Genomic DNA, 25,067 nt, shown 5'->3' with positions numbered 1-25,067 from the left:
GTGAGTACGACCTTTCCCCGGGCACGCCGCCCGAAACTCGGCTACAAGATCGAACAGGTCGAGGAGTTTCTGCGCACAGCGCGTGCCGTCTATGACGGCACAGCCCCTGCCGGCACTGTTCTGACGGCCGACGGCATCCGTCGCACCGCATTCGGCATGCAGAAGAACGGCTACTCGACCGCACACGTCGACGCCGCGCTCGAGCGGCTCGAGGACGCCTTCGCCGCGCGTGAGCGTGACCAGGCCGCCCAGTCGATGGGTGATGCCGCCTGGTTCCAGGAGGCCCGCACCAGTGCGCAGGAGATCCTGAACCGGATCGCGCGCCCGGCCAAGCACCGCTTCCAGCGCGTCAGTTTCCTGACCACCGGCTACAGCGTCGACGATGTCGACCGCTTCACCGGTCGCCTGGCCTCGTACTTCGAGAAGGGCACGCCGATCACCGTCGACGATGTCCGCACCGTCGTGTTCCGCCCACAGCGCGGGGGATACCGCGAGGTGCAGGTCGACATCGTCCTCGACGCCGTCGTCGACGTGATGTTGGCCGTTCGCTGAGCCACACCGTGACTGCTCCCACTCCGCTCCGCGGTTCTCCGATAGCATCGAGGAATCGTGGGTAGACATTCCGGCACCATTGAGCCCGTTCGCACCGCTGTTGCGGTCGCGGTGCCGTACCGCAGACCCCGAACCCGTGGGCGTGCAGCGCTGTTCACCTTCGCCTTCACCGCGGCTGCCGCGTTCGTTCTGGTCAACATCGTCGACCCGTACTCCGGCGCCGTCGCGTCTCCGTACTTCCAGCTCGGCGACCGCTTCGGCGGTCAGCCGGCGCAGGCCGTCTCCGTCGCCGGCGACTACAAGACGACGATCGTGCACGACAGCTTCTCGGCCGAGGCTCCCGCCCCGCCGCCACCACCACCCGTCGTCGAGACGGCTTCCAGCGCGGGCTGGGCGCCTCCGGCCATTTCCCCCGACCCGGGATCCGCTCAGGCCTACGCCCAGGATGCCGTGGCCGCGCGGGGTTGGGGTTCGAGCGAGTTCGACTGCCTGGTCGCGCTGTGGAGCCGCGAATCCGGTTGGCGTGTGAACGCGTACAACGCGTCCAGCGGTGCGTACGGCATCCCGCAGTCCCTGCCCGGCTCCAAGATGAGCTCGGCAGGATCGGACTGGGAGACCAACGCCGGCACACAGATCGAGTGGGGACTCGGCTACATCGGCGGCCGCTACGGCACGCCGTGCGGTGCGTGGGCTCACTCGGAGGACGCCGGCTGGTACTAGGCGCATCGCTGCCTAGAATGGAAGAATGCCCCGCAACAATCGCCCTTCGCGCCGCGCCTCGGAGCAGCCGGACGACGATGAGAACGGACTGGGTCGGCTCCTCGCCGGCTGGAAACGCACGGAGAACAAGCGTGACGGGGAGTGGTTCGTGCAACCGGTCACCGGTTCGCAGTCCGGCAAGCGCTACATCTGCCCGGGGTGCCGCCTCGACATCGCTCCCGGCATCGCCCACGTCGTGGCATGGCGCGCTGACGCCATGATGGGCGACGAGGCAGCGCTGGCAGATCGCCGGCACTGGCACAACCACTGTTGGAGGCTCAAATGACGACGTCGGAGATCGCACCCGGCACGGCCATCCGCGGTGGCATGGAGCTGCCCGCGAAGCGCGAGAACGTCGAGCTGCACACCAGCGACGGCCTGACGCTCGTCGGTGAACTGGCCATGCCGCTCGACCGCCAGCCCGTCGCGACCCTCGTGACGCTGCACCCACTGCCGACGGCCGGTGGCTTCATGGACTCACACATCCTGCGCAAGTCCGCAGCGCGCCTGCCGGCCCTCGCCGACATCGCCGTGCTGCGCTTCAACACGCGTGGCACGAGTTCGCCGCGCGGAACCAGCGACGGATCATTCGGCGATGGCGTCGACGAGCGCGCCGATGTCGCGGCCGCGATGGCGTTCGTCGCGGAACGCGGACTCCCGCACCCGTGGCTGCTCGGCTGGTCCTTCGGCACCGAGCTCAGCATCAAATACGGTCTGGAGCACGCCATCGACGGCGCGATCCTCCTCTCGCCGCCGTTGCACCGCGCGACGGATGCCGAGCTCGCCGCGTGGGCGGATGCAACGGTCCCTCTCGTTGTGCTCGTGCCCGAGTTCGATGACTACCTGCGCCCCGTCGAGGCGAGCGAACGCTTTGCCGTCGCGCCAGAGGCCAGACTCATCGCCGTCGAAGGCGGAAAGCACCTGTGGGTGGGGGAGAAGCAGACGAGCCGCGTGCTCAACGAGATCGTCTCCGCGGTGAACCCCGCAGCCGCCCCGCTGCCCGAGGTCTGGCAGGGCTGAGCCCACACCTCCGCCACCGCCCGCGCCCGCCCGCCCGCTGGATGCTCAGGGCTTCGGGGGCGGCCTCGTTCCTCGGCTGCTCCCTCGAGCCAGCGTGAGAATGCACTGCGCTGGTTCCTCGGAGCGGCGCCGCGACGAAGGAGCAGCGACGCACGCGAAGCCGTGAGCGGATCCGCCGACGCTGCAGCTTCGACATCCCGGGCGATTCGATCCGGTGACACGCTCAGGGTTTCGGGGGCGGCCTCGTTCCTCGGCTGCTCCCTCGAGCCGGCGTGCATATGCACGATGGCTCGAGCGAGCGGCGCCGCGACGAAGGAGCAGCGACGCACGCGAAGCCCTGAGCGGATCCGCCGACGCTGCAGCTTCGACATCCNGTGATGCACGATGGCTCGAGCGAGCGGCGCCGCGACGAAGGAGCAGCGACGCACGCGAAGCCCTGAGCGGATCCGCCGACGCTGCAGCTTCGACATCCGGGGCGATTCGATCCGGTGACACGCTCAGGGCTTCGGGGGCGGCCTCGTTCCTCGGCTGCTCCCTCGAGCCAGCGTGAGAATGCCCGGCGCTCGTTCCTCGGCTGCTCCCTCGAGCCAGCGTGATGCACGATGGCTCGAGCGAGCGGCGCCGCGACGAAGGAGCAGCGACGCACGCGAAGCCCTGAGCGGATCCGCCGACGCTGCAGCTTCGACATCCCGGGCGAYTCGATCCGGTGACACGCTCAGGGCTTCGGGGGCGGCCTCGTTCCTCGGCNTGCACGATGGCTCGAGCGAGCGGCGCCGCGACGAAGGAGCAGCGACGCACGCGAAGCCCTGAGCGGATCCGCCGACGCTGCAGCTTCGACATCCCGGGCGACTCGATCCGGTGACACGCTCAGGGCTTCGGGGGCGGCCTCGTTCCTCGGCTGCTCCCTCGAGCCGGCGTGAGAATGCGCGCGTCGCGCTACAGCGCGTTCTGCCTCGGAATCACGACCTGCTTGATGATCAACAGGATGGCGGCCGCGGTGGGAATCGCGATGAGCGCGCCAAGCAGCCCGAGGAGTGAGCCACCGGCCAGGGCGGCGATGACGACGACGGACGCCGGAACGGCGACGGCCTTGTTCATGATGCGCGGGCTCAGCACGTATGCCTCGACCTGCATGTAGATCAGGTAGTAGATCGCCGCGACGAACGCCGTCAGCGGCGAGCCGAGACCCGGGATCAGGCAGATCAGCACGATCAGCACCGAGCCGGAGATCGTTCCGACCAGCGGGATCAGCGAGAACAGGAATGCGAGCAGGGCCAGAATCGCCGGGAACGGCGCGTTGATGATGCTGAGGAAGATGAAGCTCAACAGACCGTTGACGAGCGCGAGTGTCACCTGGCCAACGACGTAGCGGCCGACGGACTCGGAGATCTGTTCGCTCAGGTCCATGAAGCGATCGCGGCGCGAGGCCGGCACCAGCTGGTAGAGACCGCGTTTCATCGACGGCAGGCTGCCGGCGAAGTACAGGGTCAGGATCACGACGATCACGATGCCGAACAGCCCTGCGGAGAGCGCAACTCCGAATTGCAGCACGCCGCCGAAGAGGCCGACGAGCTGATCGGGATTGGTGACGAAGTCGTTGACCGCCTTCGTCATCGCGCCGACGATCTCCTCGACCTGCAGGTTGGGGAAGGTCTCCTGCAGCGCGATCACGAGTTCGCCGGAGAGGAAACGCCGTGAGAGTACCGGCACGAACTCGATCAGCTGATTGATCTGCTCGCTGATGATCGGGATGACGGCGAAGACGACCCCGGTCAGGGCCGCGATCACCGCACCGAGAACGGTGAGGATCGCGGCCCAGCGCGGGAACTTGTGCCGCTCGAGGAATGCGATCGCCGGATCAAGACCGAGCGAGAGGAACAGGGCTGCGCCGATGTAACTGAGGATCGTCGCCAGCGAGGCGATCGAGCCGAGGATCAGGATGCCGAGACCGACTCCGAGCGTGGCGACCAGGCCCAGCCGGAAAGCATTCTGAATCTTCACACGCACTCCCACCGTGACGGCGGAAGTGTGATCACTCCGTGTCGGAGGTCACCTGTTCTGCCTGCTTGAGAACACCGCGCAGGCTCTCGAAGTAGCCGGCGACCGCGTCGCGCTCAATCCTAATCTGGGAGAGGCGGTCCTCGGCGTCAGCCACGAGTGCGCGGGTGCGCTCCTCCGTCTCGGCCAGACGAGCGTGGGCCGTGGCCTCTGCATCGCTGATCGTGCGTGCTGCTGCGTCTTCGGCGTCATCCAGAATCGCCTTCGCCTCGCCACGGGCACCGCTGCTCAGGCGCTCGGCCTCTGCGCGGTTCTCGCTTGCGCGGCTGATGGCCTCCGCCAGCTGTGCATTGGCGTCATCCAGGAACTTCTGGGTCTGGGCGACGGCCTCCTGGTGGCGCTGCAGGTGCTCCTGCTCGGCCTCATCGCGACGCGCCTTCAGCTCGACATCGAGGTCGATCCGGGCCTGCTCGATCTCGCGGCGCATCTTCTGCACCTCGTGGCCGGTCTTCTTGCGGCTCGCGGCCAGCTGGTTGTCGAGGTCGATGCGTGCCTGCTCGCCCTCGGCGGTGAAGTCGGCGCGTGCCTGATCGTGCTCGAGCGCGAGGTCGGCGCGGGACTGCTCGATGTCGCCGTCGTGGCGTGCTCGGCTGCGCTCCAGCTCGTGGGAGAGCTTCAGACGGGCGGTCTCGATCTCGCGGGCCAGATCGGTCTTCTCCTGCTCGCGGGCGAGGGCGATCTCGGCGCGGCTCTGGTCGATCTCACGTGAGAGATCGGTGCGGGCCTGCTCGAGCTCGATGGCAAGCGCTGCGCGCGACTCTGCGATTTCTGCGGCAAGACCCTGGCGCGATTCGGCGCTCTCACGCTCGAGGTCGAGACGGGCCTGCTCGTTGTCCCTGGCCAGGTCGAGGCGTGCCTGCTCGGTCTCCTTGGCGAGATCGGCCCGTGCCTGGTCGAGTTCGAGAGCGACCTCTGAACGGGTCTGCTCCGTCTCCTGGGCGAGGCCGGCCGCAGCGCTTCGCGCCTCAGACGCCTCGCGGTTGGCGACGACGACGACCTCGGCTGCCTCGCGTTCGGCCTCTGCACGGATCGCGGCGGTCTCGCGCTTCGCCGTCGCGCGGAGCTCGGCGGCCTCGGTCGCCACGGCGCCACGGATGGCTGCAGCGTCGCGCAGCGCCTCCTGGGTGATGAGCTCCTGCTCGTCACGGACACGGGCCACGATGTCGTCGGCTTCGAGTCTGGCCGTCTCGAGAATGCGTGCGGCCTTGGCACGGGCATCGCTGACCGTGCGCTCGGCAAGCGCCGTGGCATCCGTGCGGAGCTTCTCGACCTCGCCGGAGGCGGAGCTGCGCAGCTTCTCTGCATCGATGTCGGCCTGGGCGATGAGGCGGGTCGACTGTTCCTCTGCGACGCGCAGGGTGTTCTCGAGCTTCGTGCCGAGACCGGAGAAGGTGGGGCTGCCAACCTCTTCAAGCTCGGCGTTGAGCTCGTCGATGCGCGCGCCGAGCCGCTTGATCTCCTTGGCCGCGTCGACGCCCTGGGCGTTCGACTTGATCAGGTCGCGGCGGAGGCCCTGGATGGCCTTGTCGACCTCGTCTTTGTCGTAGCCCCGGAATACCTGGGTGAACTCGGTTTCGTCGGTAGCCACGATGTCTCTCCTTAATACGGTCGCAGCAGCGCAGAGAATCGCGCTGCGAGCCACACTGATTTTAGCGGCTTTTGCTGGCACCGGATGACGCGGGCACACAGGCAGTTCCCACGCGGATTGGGGCGTCTTTCAGCTATGTCCGGTAGTGTCAAATGTCTTTGGCTGTTGCCATTTCGACCTGTTAACAACGAAACCCCCGTCGTTGCGCCCGCCGCGTGCTGGTGTCGGTCATGGCTTCAGGCAGCACAAAAGGAGAATTCGTGCGATTTGTTTTGGCGATCGTGGCATTTGTTGCCGCGGCCTGCATGATTGCGCTGGGCATCGCCCAGCGCACAGTCTTTCTCGAGCCCGCAAGCGTCTCGCTCAGCACCACCGTTGCAGGTAACGGCCCGTACACGGTGATCGACGGCGACGCGCTGACCGCTCACGAAGGCGCCCAGACCCTGACCGTCCGCGGTTCAACCGATACCTTCATGGCATACGGCCGAACCGCCGACATGGAGGCGTGGCTCGGAGACCTGAGCTACACGCGTCTGAGCTACGACGAGGACACGAAGGAGCTCAGCTCCGAGGTCGTCCGCGGTCAATCTGATTTCACGAGCGACGCGACCCTGCCGCCGGAGCAGGCGGGAGGCGCTCAGCCGACAGCGGTGAATCCCGACCCCCGTGGGTCCGACCTCTGGCTCGACGAATGGACGAGCGAGGGCTCCCTCTCCAACACGATCAACGCGCCGGAGGGCATCTCGGTGCTCCTGGCCACCGACGGCACGGCGCCGGCCCCCAAGAACGTGCGCATCTCCTGGCCGCTCGACAACTCGACCCCGTGGGCCGGCCCGCTGATCGTCGGCGGCGCGATTCTGCTGCTCATCGGCCTGGTGCTCTATCTCTGGGCGCTGATCCACATGCGCCGTTCGCGCGGTCCGCGTCGCAACGTGCCCAGGGGCCCGCGGATGCCGAAGCTGCCGAAGGCGCCCAAGCCCAAGATGATCAAGATCAACGAGATCACCGGCGGGCAGCGCAAGGCGATCAACGGTCGTTCCTCCCGCCTCGCCGTCGTGCCTGTGCTCGTCATCTCCGGCCTCGTCCTCTCCGGCTGCTCCGCGTCCTTCTGGCCCGACCTCTCTGAGACGCCAACGGCGACCGCGACACCGACCCCGGAGCTCACCGACGCCGCCGAAGGTCTGGACGAGCTGCCGCCGCCCGCCGTCACGGTTCCGCAGCTCGAACGCATCGTGCGTAAGATCGCCGTCGTCGCGAACGAGGCAGACACATCGATGAACGCCGAGCTGCTTCCCACACGCTTCACCGGGCCGGCGCTGCTGGAGCGGCAGACGAACTACCAGATCCGAGCCGGTTACCCCGAGCAGGCCGCACCGAGCCCGATTCCGGCCTCACCGATGGAAGTGATCCTGCCGCAGCAGAACGCGACCTGGCCGCGCACCGTCGTCACCGTCATCCTGAATGAGGACGAGCCGACGATCGCGCCGATGACCCTCGTGCTCAAGCAGAACAGCCCGCGGGAGAACTACCAGGTCGAGTACGCCATCACCCTGGCCGCTGACGCGACGTTCCCGGAGGTGGCACCGGCCAGCATCGGTGCACCGCCCGTCGCGCCGGACACGAAGTTCTTGACGCTGGCCCCGGATCAGCTGGCCGCGGCCTACGGCGACGTGATCCTCAAGGACACCGCGAGCGAGTATTACGACCTCTTCGACATCGCGAGCGACAGCTTCGTTCCCCAGGTCGGCGTCGCCGCAACCGAAGCGCGACGTGCCGAGCTGCCACCGACGACGAACCTCGACGTGTCGAACGCGCCGGGCCCCGGCTCGACCGTCGCCCTCGGCACGATCGACTCCGGCGCCATTGTCGCCGTGAATCTCAACCAGATGGAGAGCGCCACCCCGAACGATGGCGGTACGGTCGAGTTCAAGGCGAGCCCGTCGAAGTCACTCTCCGGCGTCGAGAAGACCGCGAAGGGCGTCACCTCGACCCGCAGCGACCAGCTCCTGTTCTACGTTCCCGCCACGGGCAGCGATGAGAAGATCCGTCTTCTCGGCTTCGCCCACAGCCTCATTGCCGCATCGGAGATCCCGTGACCAACGTTCCCCCCTCAGCAGCCAATCTCCGTGGAGCGGTTGACCTCTCCTCGCTCGTGAACCGCGCGAATGCCCCTACCGGTGCGCCGGCACAGCCCGGCGCCCCTGCCGGTGCCCCCGTGCAGGTGCCGAGTCTCGTGTTGGACGGCAGCGACGCCAACTTCGGCGAGGTGCTCGAGCTCTCGCAGCGCGTGCCCGTGCTCGTCGACCTCTACGCCGACTGGGCTGAGCAGAGCACCGCGATGAGCGCCGTGCTGCAGAGCGTCGTCGCCGGCCTCCGCGGACGCCTCGTGCTGGTGCGGGTCGCCGTCGAGTCGAACCCGCAGCTCGCCCAGGCGTTCCAGGCGCAGTCGGTTCCCACGGTCGCGGCCGTGATCGCCGGGCAGCCCGTCCCGCTCTTCGCCGGCGCCATCGCCGAGGAACAGCTGCTCGACATCCTCGAGCAGCTGTTGCAGCTGGCCGCCCAGAACGGCGTGACGGGCAGTGCCGTTGCGGCGGATGCCGAGGCCGGCGCTCCCGCAGAGGACGCGGCGGAGTCCGCTCCGGAGGAGCCGCCGCTGCCGCCGCACCACGCAGAGGCCTACGAGGCCATCGAGCGCGGCGACTACCCTGCGGCCATCGGCTTCTACAAGACCGCGATCGCCCAAGACCCGCGTGACCAGCTCGCCGTCGCCGGTCTTGCCCAGGTCAGCCTCCTGCACCGCCTCGCGGGCAAGAGCCTCGAGCAGATCCGTTCCGCGGCCGCCGCCGGGCCGCAGGATCTCGACGCCCAGCTCGATGTTGCCGACCTCGACCTCTCCGGCGGCCACGTCGCCGATGCATTCGATCGCCTGCTCACGCTGTTCCCGACGCTCGACGCCGACGGAAAGAACCGGGTGCGCGAGCGCATGCTCGAACTGTTCGAGGTCGTCGGAACGACCGACCCCGTCGTCATCGCGGCACGCCAGCGTCTGGCGATGCTGCTCTACTGAACGGCTAGCGCTCGAGCTTGAGCCAGATTCCGCCGAGCGGTGGAAGGGTGATGGTCGCGGACGCCGCGCGCCCCGCCCACGGGGTGTCCGTGGCGTCGACGCCGCCCAGGTTTCCGACCCCGGATCCGCCGTACTCGGCGGCATCCGTGTTCAGCAGCTCCCGCCAGCGACCGGGGAATGGCAGCCCGATCCGGTAGTCGTTGTGCGGTGTCCCGGCGAAGTTGACGATGCACGCCAGCACCTCGCCGTTGCCGTCGCGGCGCAGGAACGAGACGACGTTCTGCTCGGCGGCGCCGCCGTCGAGCCATTCGAATCCGGCGGAGTCGTTGTCGAGCGCCCAGAGGGCCGGGTGCTCGCGGTACACCCGGTTGAGCTGGGTGACGAGATCGAACAGCCCGCGGTGGCTGGGCTGGTCGAGCACCCACCAGTCGAGCCCGCGCTCCTCGCTCCACTCGGACGGCTGACCGAACTCCTGCCCCATGAACAGCAGCTGCTTGCCGGGGTGGGCCCACATGAAGCTGAGGTAGGCCCGCACGTTCGCGAGCTGCTGCCAGTGGTCTCCCGGCATCTTCTGCAGCAGAGAGCCCTTGCCGTGCACGACCTCGTCGTGGCTGATCGGCAGCAGGAAGTTCTCGCTGAACGCATAGAGGAACGAGAAGGTGATCTCGCCGTGGTGGTGGGAGCGGTACATCGGATCGTTCTGCATGTACTGCAGCGAATCGTGCATCCAGCCCATGTTCCACTTGAGTCCGAAGCCGAGCCCACCGGCCACGGTCGGCGCGGTCACTCCGCCCCAGCTCGTGGACTCTTCCGCGATCATCACGATGCCGGGGTTGCGCTTGTACGCGGTCGCCGTCACCTCCTGCAGGAAGGCGATCGCCTCCAGATTCTCGTTGCCGCCGTGCACATTCGGCTCCCACTCGCCGACCTCGCGTGAGTAGTCGAGGTAGAGCATCGACGCGACGGCATCCACCCGGAGCCCGTCGACATGGAACTCCTCGAGCCAGAACAGCGCGTTGGCCACGAGGAAGTTGCGCACCTGGCGCTGGCCGAAGTCGAAGACGAGTGTTCCCCAGTCCTTCTGCTCGCCGCGGCGGGGGTCTGGGTGCTCGTAGAGCGGTGCGCCGTCGAAGTTCGCCAGGGCCCACTCGTCCTTCGGGAAGTGGCCCGGAACCCAGTCCATCAGCACACCGATCCCGGCCTGGTGCAGTCGGTCGATCAGGTAGCGCAGATCGTCGGGGGAGCCGAAGCGGCTGGTCGGCGCGTAGTAGCCGGTGACCTGGTAGCCCCACGAGCCGCCGAAGGGGTGCTCGGCGAGCGGCATGAACTCCACGTGTGTGAAACCGAGTTCACCGACGTATTCGATCAGCTGATCGGCGGCATCGCGGTAGCCGAGCCCCGGCCGCCACGAGCCCAGGTGCAGCTCGTAGACGCTCATCGGGGTGTTGTGCGGGTCACGCTCAGCGCGGGCGCGCATCCAGTCCGCGTCGTTCCAGTCGTAAAAGCTCTGACTGATCACCGACCCGGTCTGCGGCGGAAGCTCGGCGGCGGCGGCCATTGGGTCGGCCCGCTGCACCCAGACTCCCGACTGCGTGAGAATCTCGTACTTGTACACGCTGCCGGGCTCGAGATCGGGCACGAAGAGCTCCCACACGCCCGTCGCACCCATGTTGCGCATCGCATGCCCGACGCCGTTCCACTGGTTGAGATCACCGATCACGCGCACCGCTTGTGCGTGCGGGGCCCACACCGCGAAGGAGGTGCCGTGCACGCTGCCGCTGACCCCTGCATGGGAGCGGTGGTGTGCGCCGAGCACCCGCCACAGCTCCTCGTGGCGGCCCTCGCCGATCAGGTGCAGGTCGAGCTCACCGATCGTCGGCGCGTAGCGGTACGGGTCGTCGCTCTTCCACTCGGCACCGCCGTCGTAGCGGGCCTCGATCTCGTAGTCGCGCAGGCCCAGCACGCTGTAGCCCTCCCAGAGCCCGTGCCCGATGTGTGCAAGCTCCACGCGGGCATCGGAACCGAACACCGCCTGCACCTCCGCGGCGAGCGGCCGGAGTGCGCGGATGACGGTGAGCGGGTCGGCGACGTCGGCGTCGACAAGATGCTGGCCGAGCACGGAATGCGGGTCGTGATAGCTTCCGGATGCCACGCGCTCCAGAATCTCGGGGGCGACCACGGGCCGGGCGAATCCGTCGATCGGGCTCATGGCTACGATCCCTTCTGCGTTTTCTGGGTCTTCTGCGGTGTGCGGCGAGCGGCCTTCTGGCGGCTCGGCACGGCGGGAGGCGCGGCCTCCGGGATGGGGCGGGCCGCCAGGATGTGGACGGGCTCCGTGAAAGCGTCGAGCCGCACGAAATTGTGCTCGCCCCAGAGCCAGACGGCTCCCGTCACGAGGTTCTCCACCTCGAAGCTCGCGCCAGCCGGCAGGCCGAACAGGGTCGGGTCCAGGTGCACGGTGGTCTCCCGCACCGAGTGCGGGTCGACGTTCGCGACGACGATGACGGCATCCGCGACCCCGTCCGTGTTGTGCTCGGCCGCCAGGTACTTGCTGTAGACCAGCACCGAATCATCGTCGCTGTGGTGGAAGCGGATGTTGCGCAGCTGACGGAGAGCCGGGTGCTCCGCGCGGATGCGGTTGAGGATGCCGAGGTAGAGCGCCAGGGAGCGGTCAGCGGCGGCCGCGCCGGCGAAGTCACGCGGCTTGAACTCGTACTTCTCGTTGTCGATCGCCTCCTCGGCGCCGGGGCGCGCAACACTCTCGAACAACTCGAATCCGGAGTAGACGCCCCACGTCGGCGCGGCGGTGGCAGCGATGGCGGCGCGGATCGTGAACGCGGCCGGGCCACCGAACTGCAGGTACTCGGTGAGGATGTCCGGGGTGTTGACGAACAGGTTCGGCCGCAGGAAGTCGGCGGTGTCCGTTGCGAGCGCGCCGAGGAATTCCTCGAGCTCCGCCTTCGTGTTGCGCCAGGTGAAGTAGGTGTAGGACTGCTGAAAACCGACCTGGGCGAGTGCGTTCAGCAGGGCGGGCCGTGTGAAGGCCTCCGCGAGGAAGACGACATCCGGGTGTTCCTCGTTCACCGTGCCGATCAGCCACTCCCAGAAGTCCAGCGGCTTGGTGTGCGGGTTGTCGACCCGGAAGATGCGCACGCCCTGCGCGATCCAGTGCCGCACGATGCGTAGCACCTCGGCGCGGATGCCGACGGGATCGTTGTCGAAGTTGATCGGATAGATGTCCTGGTACTTCTTCGGCGGGTTCTCGGCGAAGGCGATGCTGCCGTCCGGCAATGTCGTGAACCACTCCGGGTGCTCCGTCACCCAGGGGTGATCCGGCGATGCCTGCAGGGCGAGGTCGATGGCGATCTCGATGCCGAGCTCGCCGGCCCTGGCGACGAAGGCCCGGAAATCCTCCAGGGTGCCGAGTTCGGGGTGCACGGCGTCGTGGCCGCCGTCGGCCGAGCCGATAGCCCACGGCGAACCGGGGTCGTTCTGGCCCGCGTTCAGCGTGTTGTTCGGGCCCTTCCGGAAGGCGCGCCCGATCGGGTGGATGGGCGGCAGGTAGACGACGTCGAAGCCCATCGCGGCGACATCCGCCAGCCTCTCCGAAGCGGTGAGGAACGTGCCGCTCGTCCACGAGCCATCCGCGTGGCGCACGGCACCCTCCGAGCGGGGGAAGAACTCGTACCAGGAACCGACACCGGCACGGCTGCGCTCCACACGCACGGTGCGGGTCTCGGCGATCGACTCGAGGCTCGCCAGCGGCGTCGCGGCGAGCAGAGCGGCCACGACGCCGGCCGTGCCGAGCGCGAGACGCTCGGCGGCTCCGATGCTCGTGTCGGCCAGCGCGAGGGCCGCAGTGCTCAGGGTGCGCCGTTCGGATGCCGGGCGCGTCGCGTCGGCCGCGGCCCGGCCGAGCAGCTCGGACCCCGCCGCGAACATCAGCTCGACATCGACGCCGGCCCCCACCTTGACCGCGGCGTTGTGCCGCCAGGTTGCGTAGTCATCGGCGAATGCCCGCACACGGTAGTTCCACGCGCCGGGAGCATCGAGCACCAGCTCGACCTGCCAACGGTCTGTGCCAGGGGCGAGCAGACTCATCGAGTGCCGGCTCAGCGTTCCGCTCGGAGCCTGCAGCAGCAACTCGACGCCGATGCGGTCGTGCCCCTCCCGGAATGCCGTGGCTGCGAACGGCACGAGCTCGCCGACGAAGGCCTTGGCCGGCCAGAGTTCGCCCGGCTGCGCGGGTGTCGGGGAGAAGACGGGGATGCGGCCGGCGCGCGTCATCCGCTCCGCACTGCTCTGGGGCACGGTGTTCTGCTTCGGCACGCTGTTCTTGGGCACACTGCGACCGTAGCGCGAATCGCACGCGACGTGCGTGGCGCATTAACACAATCGTCACTCTGGCGTCCTAGGGTGGTGCTCGTGAAGGCGATCCGAAAGTTCACCGTTCGTGCCGTGCTCCCCGATGCGCTCTCAGCGCTGGGGGAACTCGCGGCGAATCTGCGCTGGTCCTGGCATGAGCCGACGAGGGAACTCTTCGCGCACATCTCACCCGAAATCTGGAACAGGCTCGAGCACGACCCCATCGCGCTCCTCGGCGAGGTTGCTCCTGAGCGACTCGAGGCGTTGGCGCAGGATGCCGCATACGTCGGCGCCGTCATCCAGCAGCGCGACGAGCTCAGGGCCTACCTCAGCGAGCCGCGCTGGTACCAGGGACTCGAGTGCGACAAGCCGCCGGCGATCGGCTACTTCTCACCGGAATTCGGCATCGCGGCCGCCCTGCCGCAGTACTCCGGCGGTCTCGGCATCCTGGCCGGCGACCACCTCAAGAGCGCATCGGACCTCGGCGTGCCCATCGTGGCCGTCGGCCTGTTCTACCGCTCCGGCTATTTCTCGCAGGCGATCGCCAACGACGGCTGGCAGCTGGAGAGTTACCCGGTGCTCGACCCGGACGGCCTGCCGCTCGCGGTGCTGCGCCGGCCGGACGGCTCCGCGGTGCAGATCACCCTCGCCCTCCCGGAGGGGCGCACCCTGCACGCTCGAGTGTGGCAGGCCGCCGTCGGACGCGTGCGCCTGCTGCTTCTGGACACCGACATCCCCGACAACAGCGACGAGCTGCGTCACGTCACCGACCGGCTCTACGGTGGTGCGGGGGAGCACCGCCTCCAGCAGGAGTTGCTACTCGGCATCGGCGGCGTCCGCGCCGTGAACGCCTGGTCTGAGCTCGCCGGCAAGCCGGCGCCGGAGGTCTTCCACACGAACGAGGGGCACGCGGGGTTCCTCGGCGTTGAGCGCATCGCGTCCCTCATCGGCGAGGGCCTGACCTTCGCTCAGGCGCTCGAGCTGGTGCGCGCCGGAACGGTCTTCACGACCCACACGCCCGTGCCGGCCGGCATCGACCGCTTCGAGCTCGACGTGGTCGAGCGCTACCTCGACACCGATCTGCTTCCGGGTGTCGACGCTGCCGATGTACTCGCGCTCGGCCGGGAGGATGGCCAGGGCGCGAAGTTCAACATGGCGTACATGGGGCTGCGCCTCGCACGCACGAGCAACGGCGTCTCTCGCCTGCACGGCGAGGTCAGCCGCGCGATGTTCAGCGGGCTCTGGCCCGGCTTCGACACTGAGGAGGTTCCGATCACCTCGGTCACGAACGGCGTGCACGCACCGACGTGGACGGATCCGCGTCTGCAGGGGCTGGCCTGGGAGCGGCTCGGCAGCGCGGACACGACGGCCGTGGACTGGCTTTCGCCCGCACTCAGCGACGCCGAACTCTGGCGGGTGCGTGGGGAGATGCGCGCGCAGCTCGTCGCCGATGCACGGGAGCGCACGGCATCCGCCTGGCGCGGTCAGAATCCCGGTGGCCGGGCCCCGGCGTGGATCGACGAGCTGCTCGACCCGACCGTGCTCACGATCGGCTTCGCCCGCCGCGTGCCCACCTACAAGCGTCTCACCCTGATGCTGCACGACCGGGAGCGGCTACGCTCACTGCTGTTGCACCCGGAGCGGCCCGTGCAGCTCGTCATCGCAGGCAAGTCCCACCCGGCCGATGACGAGGGCAAGCGTCTGATCCAGGAGCTCGTGCAGTTCGCGGCAGAGCCCGACGTCCGCGGGCGCATCGTGTTCCTGCCCGACTACGACATCGCCATGGCGCAGACGCTCTACCCCGGCACCGACGTCTGGCTGAACAACCCGCTGCGACCGCTCGAGGCCTGCGGGACCTCCGGCATGAAGGCCGCGCTGAACGGGGTGCTGAACCTGTCGATCCTCGACGGCTGGTGGAGCGAGTACTTTGACGGTGAGAACGGTTGGGCCATTCCCTCCGCGGACGCCGCGGCGGACGGCGCCGAGCGTGACCGGCTGGAGGCCGAGGCGCTCTACGACCTCATCGAGCACCAGGTCGCGCCGCGCTTCTACGAGCGCGATGACACCGGGGTGCCGCGGCGTTGGATGCAGTCGGTGCGGCACACCCTGGCGACGCTCTCGCCTGAGCTCAGCGCGGACCGGATGGTGCGCGAGTACGTCGAACGGCTGTACTGCCCGGCCGCGGCCGCCGAGGCCGCGCTCTCTGCCCAGCACGCCGACGCGGCGCGGGCGCTCGCCGCGTGGAAGTCGCGGGTACGGGCGGCCTGGCCGAACGTGAGCGTCGAACACGTCGAATCGGGCGGCGTCGCCGAGGTGCCGCAGGTGGGTGACGAGCTGCACCTGCGCGCGCACATCGGGCTCGGCGAGCTGAGCGCAGAGGATGTCGCCGTCGAGGTCGTCTACGGCCGCAGCACGGGCGGCGATGAGCTGAGCGACGTCGAGCGGCTGCAGTTGCAGGCGGAACCGGCCGAGCAGTCCACCGGCGACGGCGCGAGACTCTTCACGGGCACCGTCCAACTCGGCAGGGCCGGCGGTTTCGGCTACACCGTGCGGGTCGTGCCGGCCCACCCACTGCTCTCTGGCGCCGCCGAGATGGGACTGGTGGCCGTCGCAGAGTAGCCCGCTACTCTGCCGCGCGCGCCGCCTCGACGGCGACGACCGCCGCCTCGACGCCGTTGCCCCATGGGGCGCCGTGACCCGGCAGTACCCACCGCGCGCCCGTGCCGACGATGGCTCGCAGCGAGGCGATCGCCTGCTCTGGGTCGTCGGTGAACGGCGCCGGCTGGGGCCCAGTCGTGCCGGTGAGCACGTGGCGGGTCGTCAGGCCGTCGCCGACGAACACGGCGTCGGCGACGGGAACATACACCGCAATGCTGCCCGGGGAATGGCCTGGCAGCGCGATGATCTGGGGTGAGCCGGGAAGGTCGAGCGTCTCGCCGCCGTGAACCTCGACGACCTCGGTGAGCCAGCTCGTCCGCATGCCGCCCTTCCGGAGTGCGTAGCCGAAGAAGGCCAGAAGCGGGCCCGGCTTCATCGGCTGCTTCGCGTTGGCGGGCTTCGTGCCACCCCGCGCCCTCGCCGCGTCGGCCTCGTGGACGAAGACGGGAACGCCGTGCTCCCGCCGCAGCCGCTCGGCGAATCCGACGTGATCAGAATCGCCGTGCGTCAGGATCAGGCCCTTGATGTCGTCGGGAGTGAGTCCCATGGCGGTGAGTTCGGCGAGCAACTCGTGCCAATGGCCGGGGAGCCCGGCATCGATGACGGTCACGCCATCGGTGGTGACGACGAGGTAGGCGGCGACGATGTCGTTGCCGATGCGGTGGAGCGAGGCGGTGAGTTTCACGATGGCTATGCTAATTAGCCATGATGGCTAAAGTCAATAGCTATACTCGCGGTATGCCGACACCGACCAGGACCTCTCTCGATGCGATCGTCGATGCGGCGCGGGATCTGCTCGAACAGGACGGGCTCGCGGCGCTGACCATGCAGGCCGTTGCGCTGCGCGTCGGTGTGCGGGCGCCCTCCCTCTACAAGCGGGTGCAGAGCAGGGACGATCTGATCCAGCTCGTGGCGGAGGCGAGCCTGACCGAGCTCGCCGACCGTTTGAAGGACGCGTCGAAGCTGAGCGAACTCGCGAATCGCTTCCGCGCATTCGGCCATGAGCGACCAGCAGCATTCCAGCTCATCATGTCGCCAGGCGCTGGTGCGCCTGTTGCCAGGGCGGAGTTCGGTGCCGCGGCAAGCGAGGCCGTCCTTGCGCTCGCCTCCGAGCAGGCCGGGCCGGATCGTGCACTCGAGGCTGCCCGCACGGTGACCGCCTGGGCGGCCGGATTCATCAGCATGGAACTGAACGGAAGTTTCAGGCTTGGCGGCGATGTCGAGCGCGCGTGGGAGTTCGGTGTGGCCGCCATCGCTGAGGCGATCAGATCACCGCGCTCCGACTCCGTTTTTGTGGAGTGATCATGGTCGACCGATCGGGGCGAAGCTGCCGGAGGTGACGGCGGCGAGATCATCGGGACTGAGCTCGATGTCGAAGCCGCGCCGACCGCCGGAGACGAACACGGTGTCGAAGAGGATCGCGCTCTCGTCGATCACGGTTTGGTGCGCGGTCTTCTGACCGATCGGGCTGATCCCGCCGACGACGTAGCCCGTCTTCCGTTCCGCGAGCTTCGGGTCGGCCATCACCGCCTTCTTCGCACCGACCGCGGCGGCGAGCGCCTTGAGATCGAGGGTGCCCGTCACGGGAACGATGCCGACCACGAGCTGGCCGTCGGCATCCGCGAGCAGCGTCTTGAACACGCGATCGGGGTCGAGCTCGAGCTTCTCGGCGGCCTCGAGACCGAAGTTCGTCGCCCCGGCATCGTGTTGATAAAGATGCGGGATGAAATGGATGTCGGCGTTCGCCAGCGCGACGGTGGCCGGGGTGCCGGCGCCGTGCTCGGTCGTCTTCTTGGCCACCGTGATTCCTTTCGTGCTCGGGCGGATCTCAGTGCGCGCGCAGCAGACGCATCGACGTGCCGGCGATGCTCAGGAGGCTGCCGGGGCTGAGGATCTCGGGGGACGGCCCGCTCACGCCCATGCCGCCCAGACTGTCGTCGGCGGAATCCCAGAGCACCTCGTAGCCGACAACGCCCTCGTGGGCGGGCAGCGTGACCGTGGTCGGCGATTCGGTGGCGTGGACGATCAGGAGGATGCGATTGAACTCCTCACGGTCCGGTGTGCTCGCGGCAAGGTACTGCAGCGTGCGCGCCTCGGGGGAGTGCCAGTCGTCCTCGTCCATCGGGTCGCCGCCGGCGTCAAACCAGTCCATCTCCGAGGCTCCGGCTGTCGTCTCACCGAGCCTGGCGAAGTGGACGGGCCGGAGCGCCGGATTCTCGCGGCGCAGCTCGATCAGCCGGCGGGTGACGGTCCGCAGCTCGTCCTGCCACGGTTCGCGCTGCCAGCTCAGCCAGGTGAGCTCGCTGTCGTGGCAGTAGGCGTTGTTGTTGCCGCGTTGGCTGCGACCGAACTCGTCGCCGGCCGTGAGCATTGGCACGCCGGCGGAGAACAGCAGGGTGCCGAGCAGGTTGCGCATCGCCTTCCGCCTGGCGGCGATGATCGCCGGTTCGCTCGTTGGGCCCTCGACGCCATGGTTGAAGGAGTTGTTGTTGTCGGTGCCGTCGCGGTTGCTCTCGCCGTTGCCCTGATTGTGCTTGCGGTCGTACGCCGTCAGGTCGGCCAGGGTGAAACCGTCGTGGGCGGTGATGAAGTTCAGCGAGGCCAGCGGGCCGCGTTCGGCGGAGAAGGTGTTCGAGGAGCCGGCCAGGCGGGTGGCGAAACGGCCGATGCCGCTGCCCGCCGAACCGCTCGAACGTTCCCTGGCGATGTCGGTGAGCCAGAAATCGCGCATGCGGTCGCGGTAGCGGTCGTTCCACTCCGTCCACCCCGGCGCGAAGTTGCCGGTCTGCCAGCCGCCCATGCCGACATCCCACGGCTCGGCGATCATCTTGACCCCGTGGAGGCCGGGATCGTTCAGGATGCCGTCCAGCAGCGGATGCCGCGGGTCGAAGTGCACATCGGCGTCACGCCCGAGCGTCGCGGCGAGGTCGAAGCGGAAGCCGTCGATCTGCACCTCGTTGGCCCAGTACCGCAGCGAGTCGAGCACCAGCTGCACGGGGGCATCGTTGCCGAAGTTCACCGTGTTGCCGCATCCGGTGACGTCGATGTAGGCACCGTGGGCGTCCTGGCGGTAGTAGTTCGCGTTGTCGAGGCCGCGCAGGCTCACGGTCGGGCCGAACGGGCCCTCCTCGGAGGTGTGGTTGTAGACGACGTCGAGGATCACCTCGAGGCCTGCCTCGTGCAGCAGCTTCACCATCCCCTTGAACTCGCGCAGCACGGCATCCGGCCCCTCCGCCTGCGCGGCCGCCGTGGCGTATGCGGAGTGCGGAGAGAAGAAGTTGAGGGTGTTGTAGCCCCAGTAGTTGCGGAGACCCTGCTTCTTCAACCGCTGCTCGCTGACGAGGGCGTGAACCGGGAGCAGCTCGACGGCGGTCACGCCGAGGTCTTTCAACGCGGCGATCGACGCCTCGTGCGCCAGGCCGGCGTATGTTCCGCGCAGTTCGGCAGGCACGTCGGGGTTCAACTTGCTGAATCCGCGCACATGCATCTCGTAGATCACGGTCGCGTCGAGCGGGGTGTTCGGCTTGGTCGAGCCGTTCCAGTTGAAGTTGTCATCGACGATCACACTGCGCCAGCGGCTGTCGCCGACGCGCACGAGTCCGCGCGCGTAGGGGTCGATGAGCAGGCGCTCCGGGTTGAACGCGTTCTGCGGTCCGCCGGGGCCATCGGCCCGGAGCGCGTAGCGGCGCCCGGGGGAGAGGCTGCGGCTGCGGCCGTGCCACACGTCGTTGGCATCGCGCGTCATCGGGATGGTCTTGACGATCCAGTTCGGGTCGGCCTCGTCGAAGAGCACGATCTCCATGGATGTCGCGCTCGCCGAGTACACGCGCAGCTCGCCGCCACTGCTCGTGGTGCGAAGACCGAGACCGGCTGCGATTCTCGGCGGTGTCATGCGTTCTACAGTAGTGAGTATGGCTGTGTACCTGGATCACGCGGCGACGACACCGATGCTGCCGCTCGCCATTGCGGCGTACACGCAGGCGATGAGCGTCGTGGGCAACCCGGCGTCGATCCACTCCGTCGGGCAGAATGCCAAGCGGATGCTGGAGGAGGCGCGCGAGCAGGTCGCCGCGACCCTCGGCTGCGAGGCCATCGAGGTCGTCTTCACCGGCGGGGGCACCGAAGCGGTCAATCTCGGGATCAAGGGTCTCTTCTGGGCGCGCCCAGGGAAGCGCATCCTCGTCGCGGGAGGGGAGCACCACGCCACGATCGACACCGTCGAATGGCTCGCGGCCCACGAGGGCGCCGTGATCGAATGGCTGCCGTTGGACGAACTCGGCCGACTCCGGATGCCGGAGCTGGAGCGGGCGCTCGCCGAAGACCCGGCCGACATCGCGCTCGTCACGGTGCTCATGGCCAACAACGAGGTCGGAACCGTGCAGCCGATCACCAAGATCTCGGCAGCGGCCGCCCGCGCCGGCGTGCCGCTGCACGTGGACGCCATCGCCGCATACGGGCAGCTCCCGATTGATTTCGCCGCCATCCGTGCGGGCTCCGGCTCATCGGGAGGGTCCGGCCTCGTGGCGCTCAGCGTCTCTGCGCACAAGATCGGCGGCCCCGTCGGTATCGGCGCGCTCGTGCTGAGCCGCAGCGCGAAGATCGAGCCGCTGATCCACGGAGGCGGGCAACAGCGCCAGGTGCGATCCGGCACCCAGGATGTCGCGGCCGCGGTGTCCTTCGCCGCGGCGGCCGGGGCCGTGCAGGCCGCCCTGCCGGAGGAGACCGCGCGCATGGCCGTGCTCCGCGACCGCCTGATCGCCGGCACCATCGCCGCGGTGCCAGAGGCCGTGCTGAACGGCGCGGCGCCGGCTGGCGGCGAACGTCTTCCCGGCAACGCCCACTTCAGTTTCGCCGGATGCGAGGGCGACTCGTTGTTGTTCCTGCTCGACATGGCCGGCGTCGCCGTGTCGACCGGATCGGCCTGCCAGGCCGGCATCCCAGAGCCGTCGCACGTGCTGGTCGCCATGGGGCGCAGCGTCGACGAGGCGAGGGGTGCACTGCGCGTGAGCCTTGGCCACGGCTCGACGGATGCCGACGTCGACGCCTTCCTCGCTGCGCTCCCCGCCGCATACGCCCAGGCCGTGAGCGCCGGCCACGCCGACCGGGCGACGAGCTTCGACCGCTGAGCGGTCCGCACCGCCCGCACCGCCTGCCCACCGCCGATAGGGTGGTCATTCGCTTGTACGCCCGCTCGCTGACCCGAGCGCACGAAGAGTATTGAGGAATGGACATGGAGAGCATGCCCTGGTTCGCGTGGATCGCGATCGTCGGAATCCCCTGTGGAATCACCTACTCGCTCGTCGTGACGGCGATCAAGGAGAAGACGAAGCGGGCCGAGCTGGCCGTCGGCGACGCCCGCCTGACCGAGCGAGTGAACGCGCTCGAGTCGCGCCTCGCGCAGCTCGAGAGCGCTCGCACCACCCCGTAGCCGACCCGCGGCCGCCGGGGCTTCGCACAGCAACGCGCGTTTACACTGGAACCATGAAGGTTCTGGCGGCAATGAGCGGTGGCGTTGACTCGGCGGTGGCTGCGGCCCGTGCCGTCGAAGCAGGGCATGAGGTCGTCGGTGTGCACCTCGCGCTCAGTCGCATGCCGGGAACGCTGCGCACCGGCGCCCGCGGCTGCTGCACGATCGAGGACTCCATGGACGCCCAGCGTGCAGCGAACATGATCGGCATCCCGTACTACGTATGGGACTTCTCCGAGCGGTTCAAGGCCGATGTCGTCGACGACTTCGTCGCAGAGTACTCTGCGGGTCGCACCCCGAACCCGTGCATGCGCTGCAACGAGCGCATCAAGTTCGCCGCACTGCTCGAGAAGGCCATCGCCCTCGGCTTCGACGCCGTGTGCACCGGCCACTACGCCAGCATCGTTCTCGACGAGAACGGCAACAAGGAACTGCACCGGGCCAGCGCCTGGGCGAAGGACCAGTCGTACGTGTTGGGCGTGCTCACCGCCGAGCAGCTCGAACACGCCTACTTCCCGCTCGGTGACACCCCGTCCAAGGCAGAAGTGCGCGCAGAGGCCGCAGAGCGTGGCTTCAGCGTCGCCTCCAAGCCCGACAGCCACGACATCTGCTTCATCCCGGACGGCGACACCCGCGGTTGGCTCGCCGAACGCGTCGGAGCCGAGACCGGCGACATCCTCGACCGCAACGGCGACGTCGTAGGCAGCCACGAGGGTGCACACGCCTTCACCGTCGGCCAGCGCCGTGGCCTCCGCCTCGGCATGCCCGCGGATGACGGCAAGCCCCGCTTCGTGCTCGAGGTGCGCCCCAAGGACAACACCGTCGTCGTCGGCCCCAAGGAGGCTCTGGCGATCGCCGAGATCGCCGGCAGCACGTTCACCTGGGCCGGCCAGCCGCAGCGGAACCCGGAGATCCCGTTCGACGTCGAGGTGCAGATCCGTGCGCACGCCGACCCGGTTCCGGCCGTTGCCGTGCTGCGGGACGGTGAGCTCGTGATCACGCCGGAGACCCCGCTCGATGGCGTCGCCCCCGGTCAGACCGCCGTGATCTACGTCGGCACCCGCGTGCTCGGCCAGACCACGATCGACCGCACGGTCAGCGCCGTCCCCGTCAGCGCCTAGCCAGTCAGCGCCTAACAGTTTCGGCGGATCCGCTCGGGGCTTCGCGGTCGTCGCTGCTCCTTCGTCGCGGCGCCGCTCGCTCAAGCCAACGTGCGGAGTGCCGCCGCACAGACTTAGTCGACGCTCAAACGCACGCTGGCTTGAGGGAGCAGCCGAGGAACGAGGCCGCCCCCGAAGCCCTGAGCGTGTGACCGGATCGAGTCGCCCGGGTCTCGATACGGCCGCGGGCGGCCTACACGACCAACGTGGATGTCGGGGCTGCCGTGTCTGCGGATCCGCTCGGGGCTTCGCGGGCGTCGCTGCTCCTTCGTCGCGGCGCCGCTCGCTCAAGCCAACGTGCTTTTCCACGCCGCGCTCGAGTCGACGTGCACACCCACGCTGGCTTGAGGGAGCGCCAGCGACCGAAGCCCTGAGCGCCTGACCGGATCGGTCAGCTCGTCGGGTCTCGATACGGCCGCAGGCGGCCTACTGGACCAGCAGCTGACTGAGTTGCAGCAGGTCGGCTTGTTGGGTGCGGGACTTTGTGGATCGTCGCCACGGGGTGTCGGCGTCGGAGCGTCCGCCACGCAGCCAGGGCGGCGGTTTCACATGCGGGACACCGCCAATCATCATGATCTGCCACCCGCTGGTGTCGATGGTGTGGTGGTGGAACCAACACAACAGCACCCCGTTGCAGGTCTCGGTCTCGCCGCCGTCGTGGTGCCAGGCGGCGGGGATGGAGCAGCCCGGGATGATGCAGCCGCCGTCGCGGAGGCTGATCGCCCGCCGCTGGGTGGCGTTGAACAGGCGGTCGTGGGAGCCGATCGCATTGATGGTGCCATCCGGGCAGATCACCACGTGTTGTTGCCCGCCGGCGCAGATGAACTGCTCCACCGCCTGCATCGAGATCGGGGCCTCGCAGCCCTCAATGAACCCGGACCCGGTGCCATTGGCGAGGTCGGTTTGTCGGACCGAGACGAGCACGGTCGGGGCCGCCCCGCCGATCGTCGGGCTGTCCGCACTGCGGGCGGCCCCGTCGATCAGGCTGGCGAAGACGTCGTGCCGGGCCTGCNGAGACGAGCACGGTCGGGGCCGCCCCGCCGATCGTCGGGCTGTCCGCACTGCGGGCGGCCCCGTCGATCAGGCTGGCGAAGACGTCGTGCCGGGCCTGCGCGGTCGCCCGCGGGTCTTTCGTTGCCTCCGGGTCAGGGTCCGAGAAGCTGGGTTTGCTGCGCGGGTTCAGATAGGCGTTCATCAAGGTTTCGAATTTCGCGTCGATCTCCGGCAGCAACGTCATCTTGCGGTGCACGACCCCGTCCCGGGTGAACCCGGCGCTGATCCCGCGTGCTTGCATGGCGCGTTCTTCGGCCGGGACGACGCCGTCCTCGTCGAGCACGCTCTCCCAGACCCGGGCTTGCCCGCGGACCTCGTCGGCGGCGAACGGCAACGGGGACTCGACCGTCGGCCCGGTCGCCGNGACCCCGTCCCGGGTGAACCCGGCGCTGATCCCGCGTGCTTGCATGGCGCGTTCTTCGGCCGGGACGACGCCGTCCTCGTCGAGCACGCTCTCCCAGACCCGGGCTTGCCCGCGGACCTCGTCGGCGGCGAACGGCAACGGCGACTCGACGGTCGGACCGGTCGCGGCCTCGACCAGGGCGGTCTCGGCGTGTTCCACGTTGAGGTCGCCGACCCGGCCCCGGATCGGGTCCAGGGTGCCGATGATGGCGGTCGCGCTGTCGTAGCCGAGCGTGCCGGCGCTGAGGGCGTTGGCGACGTGGTCGAAGCGGGCTGGCATCGTCTCCCCGCTGAGCGCCAGGCGGGGCCGGGTGGCTTCGCCGAGACGCATCCGCWGCGTCAGGGTCCGCTCGGAGGCCAGGGTGATTCTCGCGAGGAGCTCGACGCCGTTCCGGCAGCCCTTCTTCGCCGAGAGCCGGTCGTCGCCGAGCTCGGGCCGGGAGTGGAACGCGACCTCGCCGGCCGCCCTGATGCGGAGGGCATCGGCGAGGCGGCCGACGGCTTCGGCGGAGGCGGTGAACTCCAGCAGGGCGTCGTGGTGGAGCAGGCGTTCGTCGGAATCGGTGAGGGCGGAGAGCAGCAGCTGTTGTGCTTCTGCGAGTGCCTCCGTTGGGGTTCCCATGGGATCAATYTTACCGCGGGGAGCCCTGTGCTCCTAGGGAAAATGCCTGATGTGGATAAGTTTCCGCGAATAGCAGCCTGTGGAGGAGAGGTGGTCGCGGCGGGGTCTCGATACGGCCCTGGCGGGCCTACTCGACCAACGGAATGGGGCGGGTTTCGCGGGTTTCGACTAGCTCAACCGACGGGGTTTCGACAGGCTCAACCAACGGGGTGCGACAAGTTCAACGAGTAGGGCGCGGCGGGGTTTCGACAAGCTSAACCAGCGGATACGGCCCGCAGGATGTAGAGCGCGGCACC

19 protein-coding genes and 3 pseudogenes are annotated in these 25,067 nt (G+C 68.6%); 11 read left to right on the top strand and 11 right to left on the bottom strand.

Translation table 11 applies throughout. The features are described from left to right. Genes ASC66_RS00100 through ASC66_RS00085 form a run of 4 tightly spaced genes read left to right on the top strand, consistent with a single transcriptional unit; the run spans position 1 to position 2,331 of the window. Positions 1–552: a DivIVA domain-containing protein gene (locus ASC66_RS00100; RefSeq protein ID WP_055833061.1), complete on the top strand. Its 552-nt coding sequence runs from the start codon at positions 1–3 to the stop codon at positions 550–552. A gap of 57 nt (positions 553–609) precedes the next feature. Then, the gene (locus ASC66_RS00095) at positions 610–1,272 is read left to right on the top strand and encodes an aggregation-promoting factor C-terminal-like domain-containing protein (protein WP_082491902.1); all 663 of its coding nucleotides are present in this window, start codon (positions 610–612) and stop codon (positions 1,270–1,272) included. 25 nt (positions 1,273–1,297) lie between these two features. After that, positions 1,298–1,597 carry an Rv1322 family protein gene (locus tag ASC66_RS00090; protein WP_055833058.1) on the top strand — a complete coding sequence of 100 codons (300 nt, stop codon included), beginning with the start codon at positions 1,298–1,300 and terminating at the stop codon, positions 1,595–1,597. Beyond that, positions 1,594–2,331: an alpha/beta hydrolase gene (locus ASC66_RS00085; RefSeq protein WP_055833056.1), complete on the top strand. Its 738-nt coding sequence runs from the start codon at positions 1,594–1,596 to the stop codon at positions 2,329–2,331. The genes ASC66_RS00090 and ASC66_RS00085 overlap by 4 nt, the downstream gene beginning before the upstream one ends. A gap of 936 nt (positions 2,332–3,267) precedes the next feature. Here ASC66_RS00085 and ASC66_RS00080 read toward each other — a convergent pair. Both ASC66_RS00080 and ASC66_RS00075 read right to left on the bottom strand, forming a co-directional pair. After that, complete coding sequence (locus ASC66_RS00080) at positions 3,268–4,332, bottom strand: AI-2E family transporter (RefSeq protein WP_055835977.1); 1,065 nt, start codon at positions 4,330–4,332, stop codon at positions 3,268–3,270. Between the two features lie 31 nt (positions 4,333–4,363). Further along, positions 4,364–5,977, bottom strand: coding sequence for a DivIVA domain-containing protein (locus tag ASC66_RS00075; RefSeq protein ID WP_055833053.1), 1,614 nt, complete (start codon positions 5,975–5,977; stop codon positions 4,364–4,366). Positions 5,978–6,237: 260 nt separating this feature from the next. On the opposite strand from ASC66_RS00075, the gene ASC66_RS00070 reads away from it, so the two are divergent. Beyond that, a complete protein-coding gene (locus ASC66_RS00070; protein WP_157509564.1) occupies positions 6,238–8,073 on the top strand; it encodes a DUF8094 domain-containing protein in 1,836 nt (611 codons plus the stop codon). Beyond that, positions 8,070–9,044, top strand: a complete 975-nt coding sequence (locus ASC66_RS00065; protein WP_055833047.1) for a tetratricopeptide repeat protein — start codon at positions 8,070–8,072, stop codon at positions 9,042–9,044. Before ASC66_RS00070 ends, ASC66_RS00065 begins: the two co-directional genes overlap by 4 nt. A 4-nt stretch (positions 9,045–9,048) precedes the next feature. Here the strand turns inward: ASC66_RS00065 and glgB are convergent, their stop codons facing one another. Continuing rightward, the gene (gene glgB / locus ASC66_RS00060; RefSeq protein ID WP_055833044.1) at positions 9,049–11,253 is read right to left on the bottom strand and encodes a 1,4-alpha-glucan branching protein GlgB; all 2,205 of its coding nucleotides are present in this window, start codon (positions 11,251–11,253) and stop codon (positions 9,049–9,051) included. 2 nt (positions 11,254–11,255) lie between these two features. Continuing rightward, positions 11,256–13,331, bottom strand: coding sequence for a maltotransferase domain-containing protein (locus ASC66_RS00055; RefSeq protein ID WP_082492047.1), 2,076 nt, complete (start codon positions 13,329–13,331; stop codon positions 11,256–11,258). A 138-nt stretch (positions 13,332–13,469) separates the two neighbouring features. Here ASC66_RS00055 and glgP point away from each other — a divergent pair, with 138 nt between their 5' ends. Beyond that, positions 13,470–16,028, top strand: coding sequence for an alpha-glucan family phosphorylase (gene glgP / locus ASC66_RS00050; RefSeq protein WP_055835974.1), 2,559 nt, complete (start codon positions 13,470–13,472; stop codon positions 16,026–16,028). Between the two features lie 4 nt (positions 16,029–16,032). Here glgP and ASC66_RS00045 read toward each other — a convergent pair whose 3' ends face one another. Beyond that, the gene (locus tag ASC66_RS00045) at positions 16,033–16,752 is read right to left on the bottom strand and encodes an MBL fold metallo-hydrolase (RefSeq protein WP_055833041.1); all 720 of its coding nucleotides are present in this window, start codon (positions 16,750–16,752) and stop codon (positions 16,033–16,035) included. 53 nt (positions 16,753–16,805) lie between these two features. On the opposite strand from ASC66_RS00045, the gene ASC66_RS00040 reads away from it, so the two are divergent. Continuing rightward, positions 16,806–17,369: a TetR/AcrR family transcriptional regulator gene (locus ASC66_RS00040; RefSeq protein ID WP_055833038.1), complete on the top strand. Its 564-nt coding sequence runs from the start codon at positions 16,806–16,808 to the stop codon at positions 17,367–17,369. Here ASC66_RS00040 and ybaK read toward each other — a convergent pair whose 3' ends face one another. Beyond that, complete coding sequence (gene ybaK, locus ASC66_RS00035) at positions 17,370–17,867, bottom strand: Cys-tRNA(Pro) deacylase (protein WP_055833035.1); 498 nt, start codon at positions 17,865–17,867, stop codon at positions 17,370–17,372. 28 nt (positions 17,868–17,895) lie between these two features. Then, positions 17,896–19,959 (bottom strand): glycogen debranching protein GlgX, encoded by a 2,064-nt coding sequence (gene glgX / locus ASC66_RS00030; RefSeq protein ID WP_055833032.1) that lies wholly within the window; start codon positions 19,957–19,959, stop codon positions 17,896–17,898. 19 nt (positions 19,960–19,978) lie between these two features. On the opposite strand from glgX, the gene ASC66_RS00025 reads away from it, so the two are divergent. The 3 genes from ASC66_RS00025 (at position 19,979) to mnmA (ending at position 22,655) form a co-directional block, all read left to right on the top strand. Then, positions 19,979–21,193 carry a cysteine desulfurase family protein gene (locus tag ASC66_RS00025; RefSeq protein ID WP_055833030.1) on the top strand — a complete coding sequence of 405 codons (1,215 nt, stop codon included), beginning with the start codon at positions 19,979–19,981 and terminating at the stop codon, positions 21,191–21,193. Positions 21,194–21,297: 104 nt separating this feature from the next. After that, positions 21,298–21,495, top strand: coding sequence for a hypothetical protein (locus ASC66_RS00020; RefSeq protein WP_157509563.1), 198 nt, complete (start codon positions 21,298–21,300; stop codon positions 21,493–21,495). Between the two features lie 53 nt (positions 21,496–21,548). Then, a complete protein-coding gene (gene mnmA / locus ASC66_RS00015) occupies positions 21,549–22,655 on the top strand; it encodes a tRNA 2-thiouridine(34) synthase MnmA (RefSeq protein ID WP_082491901.1) in 1,107 nt (368 codons plus the stop codon). A gap of 465 nt (positions 22,656–23,120) precedes the next feature. On the opposite strand, the pseudogene ASC66_RS18520 reads toward mnmA, so the two are convergent. From ASC66_RS18520 to ASC66_RS18370, 4 genes and pseudogenes are all read right to left on the bottom strand, one after another. After that, a pseudogene (locus ASC66_RS18520) lies at positions 23,121–23,706 on the bottom strand (DUF222 domain-containing protein); the annotation flags it as partial. Position 23,707: 1 nt separating this feature from the next. Then, the coding region (locus ASC66_RS18595) for a hypothetical protein (protein ID WP_353612512.1) at positions 23,708–23,756 on the bottom strand (49 nt) is incomplete at its 3' end. Between the two features lie 82 nt (positions 23,757–23,838). Further along, positions 23,839–24,030: pseudogene (locus ASC66_RS18590) on the bottom strand (hypothetical protein); the annotation flags it as partial. 81 nt (positions 24,031–24,111) lie between these two features. Continuing rightward, positions 24,112–24,771 (bottom strand): annotated as a pseudogene (locus ASC66_RS18370) (hypothetical protein); the annotation flags it as partial. Positions 24,772–25,067: the final 296 nt, after the last annotated feature.

Origin of the sequence: Leifsonia sp. Root4 (assembly GCF_001425085.1) — a bacterium.
GTDB lineage: Bacteria > Actinomycetota > Actinomycetes > Actinomycetales > Microbacteriaceae > Microterricola.
The sequence above is the reverse complement of the archived record's forward strand: the minus strand, read 5'-3'. Positions and strand labels throughout refer to the sequence as shown.